This is a genomic window from Streptomyces sp. MZ04 (genome assembly GCF_004684775.1).
Classification (GTDB): domain Bacteria; phylum Actinomycetota; class Actinomycetes; order Streptomycetales; family Streptomycetaceae; genus Streptomyces.
On sequence record NZ_SRIC01000504.1, the window covers coordinates 1 to 2,603 of the forward strand.

Genomic DNA, 2,603 nt, shown 5'->3' on the forward strand with positions numbered 1-2,603 from the left:
TGCGGACATTACGTTGCTGCTGGTTCATGAGCGTCTCGTGGGCTCGGAGATGTGTATAAGATACAGGAGGGTGGAGGTCAGAGGCGGCGCGGGGGCGGCGTGCAGGGGGACGTGGAAGTGGGCGCGCCAGGGTGCCGTGTCGGGCAGGGCGTCGCCAGCGAGGGCCTGGCCGAGGTCGTCGGTGCCGCGCAGGCCGGCGGGCGTGCGGGTGCGGGTCTGGTGCAGGAAGCGGGGCTCGTCGAAGGCGGCGAGAGCTTGGCGGACTTGGGCGAGATGGGGGTGTTCGGCATGCAGGGCGGCGGAGAGCTGGGACTTGACGACGGGGATGCCCGCGGCGGCGAGGGCGTCGAGCGCCGTTTGCGGTTCCTCGAAGGAGGTGGCCAGGTGACAGGTGTCGACACAGACACCGATGCGGTCGTGACCGACCGCGGTGAGGGGGGCGATCGCATCGCGCGTGGTTTCCACGGTGCAGCCCGGTTCCGGCTCCAGGCCGATACGGATCGATCTGCCGGTCAACTCCTCGAGCGCGTCGAGGCGTTGGGCGAGCACGGTGAGAGCGGCGCGGGCCGCCTCGGCGTGGACGGGGTCGAAGGGGGTGCGCCAGGCGAGGGGAAGGGTGGAGATGGTGCCTTCGGTGACGTCGTCGGGCAGGAGGGCGGCGAGCAGGCGGGCCAGGTCGGTGGTGTGGGAGAGCCGCTCGGGATCGGTCCAGTCCGGCTTGTACACGCGGTACTTGACCTCTTCGGCACCGAAGCCTTCATACGGGAATCCGTTGAGGGTGACGACCTCGAGGCCGCGCCGGTCGAGCTCGGTGCGCAGGCCGCGCAGCGCGGCGGGGTCGGTGACCAGGGCGTGCGCGGCGTCCTTGGCGAGCCACAGACCGATGCCCAGGCGGTCCCTGCCGAGGCGTTTGCGTACGGGCTCGCAGTGGTCGCGGAGTTGCGCGAGGACGCCGTCGAGCGTCTCCGCCGGATGGACGTTCGTGCAGTACGCGAGGTGGACGACGCTGCCGTCGGGGTGCCGGAAGCGCATGGCTCACGCCCCGCCGCGGAGGATGGAGTTGCCCTCGTGAGTGGCGTCCGGGGCGGGCACGTCGAGGTTGAGGCGACCGCTGAGCCCGTAGAAGGCGACCGGGTTGCGCCAGAGGACCAGGTCGACGTCGTCTTCGCTGAACCCGGCCTTGAGCATGGCGTCGGCGACCTTGCGGGTCTTGAGCGGGTCGCTCTTGCCCCAGTCGGCGGCGGAGTTGATGAGCACCTTTTCGGGCCCGTGCTCGTGCAGGATCGCCACCATCCGGTCCTCGTCCATCTTGGTGTCGGGATAGACGGAGAACCCGAGCCAGCAGCCGGCGCCCTTGGCCTCCTTGACCGTGGTCTCGTTGAGATGGTCGATGAGGACCCGCTCCAGGGGAAGCGCGGATTCCCGCACGACGTCGAGGGTGCGGCGCAGGCCTGCGAGCTTGTCGCGGTGCGGGGTGTGGACGAGCGCGGGCAGCTCGTGGTCGGCGGCGAGCTGGAGCTGGGCGGCGAGCGCGGCGTCCTCGGCGGGGGTCATGGAGTCATAGCCGATCTCACCGACGGCGACGACGTTGTCCTTGACGAGATACCGGGGCAGCTCGTCGAGGACCGGGGCGCAGCGGGGGTCGTTCGCCTCCTTGGGGTTGAGGGCGATCGTGCAGTGGTGGGCGATGCCGTACTGGGCGGCGCGGAAGGGCTCCCAGCCCAGGAGGGAGTCGAAGTAGTCGAAGAAGGAGGCGGGTGAGGTGCGGGGCTGGCCCAGCCAGAAAGCGGGCTCGACGACAGCGCGGACGCCGGTCGCGTACATGGCCTGGTAGTCGTCGGTGGTCCGGGACGTCATGTGGATGTGGGGGTCGAAGATGCGCATCAGGACTCCTGCTCCTCGCCGGTCGAAGGGGTCGCGGGGGCCGAAGGCGTCGCGGCGCCTGGCGGGACCTCTCCGGCGGAGGGCGCCGTAGGGGCGGTCAGGGCCAGGACGCGGTGCAGATCGCCGGGGACGGGGCGGCCTGCGGCGGTGCGTTCGCCCGCGTAGTCGCCGAGCATGCGGGCGAGCTCGGCGTCGGAGTGGGCGCGGCGCGGGAGGTCGGCGACGGCATCCACGGGCACACCGGTGAACAGGCACTTGAGGACCGCGTGGCGCCAGTGGTGCGGGTCGAGGTGTCGGGCGGCGTACGGTCCGACGGCCGCGGCGACGAGCCGGGTGTCATTGGTGCGCAGGGCGTCCTCGACCAGGGGCAGGGCTTCGGGGCCCGGCACCAGGTGGGGCAGGGCGTGCAGGACGGCGCGGCGCTCGGCGGCGGTTCCCTGTTCGTAGACGCGGGTGAGCGTGGCCGGGTCCGCGTCGGCGGCGTGCAGGAGGAGAACGCGGGCGGCGTCTGCGTGCTCCTGGCCGCAGCGTCGGCCGGCCTCGGCGAAGCGCAACTCCCAGACGGGGGCGGCACCTTGGCCCGGTTGGCCGTGGCGGGCGGTGGCCTCCGCGGTGGCCTGGTCGAGCCAGGCCCGGGCGGCGCCGCCTAGGTCGGCGTCGAGGCGGCTGCGGAGGTCGGTGATGGCGGGGGCGTCGGTCACGGAGTTCCTCCTCTGGCT

General features: G+C 72.0%; 2 protein-coding genes and 1 pseudogene. All 3 read right to left on the minus strand.

The window, feature by feature from the left end:
* Positions 1–66: 66 nt before the first annotated feature.
* Positions 67–1,032 (minus strand): annotated as a pseudogene (gene eboE, locus E2651_RS42500) (metabolite traffic protein EboE); the annotation flags it as partial.
* A 3-nt stretch (positions 1,033–1,035) separates the two neighbouring features.
* Complete coding sequence (locus tag E2651_RS42505) at positions 1,036–1,884, minus strand: TatD family hydrolase (protein WP_135336613.1); 849 nt, start codon at positions 1,882–1,884, stop codon at positions 1,036–1,038.
* The gene (locus tag E2651_RS42510; RefSeq protein WP_135336614.1) at positions 1,884–2,585 is read right to left on the minus strand and encodes an EboA domain-containing protein; all 702 of its coding nucleotides are present in this window, start codon (positions 2,583–2,585) and stop codon (positions 1,884–1,886) included. The genes E2651_RS42505 and E2651_RS42510 overlap by 1 nt, the downstream gene beginning before the upstream one ends.
* Between the last annotated feature and the right edge of the window lie 18 nt (positions 2,586–2,603).

Coding starts and splice junctions, on each gene's coding strand:
- E2651_RS42505 (WP_135336613.1), bottom strand. CDS start 1,884: ATGCGCATCTTCGACCCCCACATCCACATGACGTCCCGGACCACCGAC.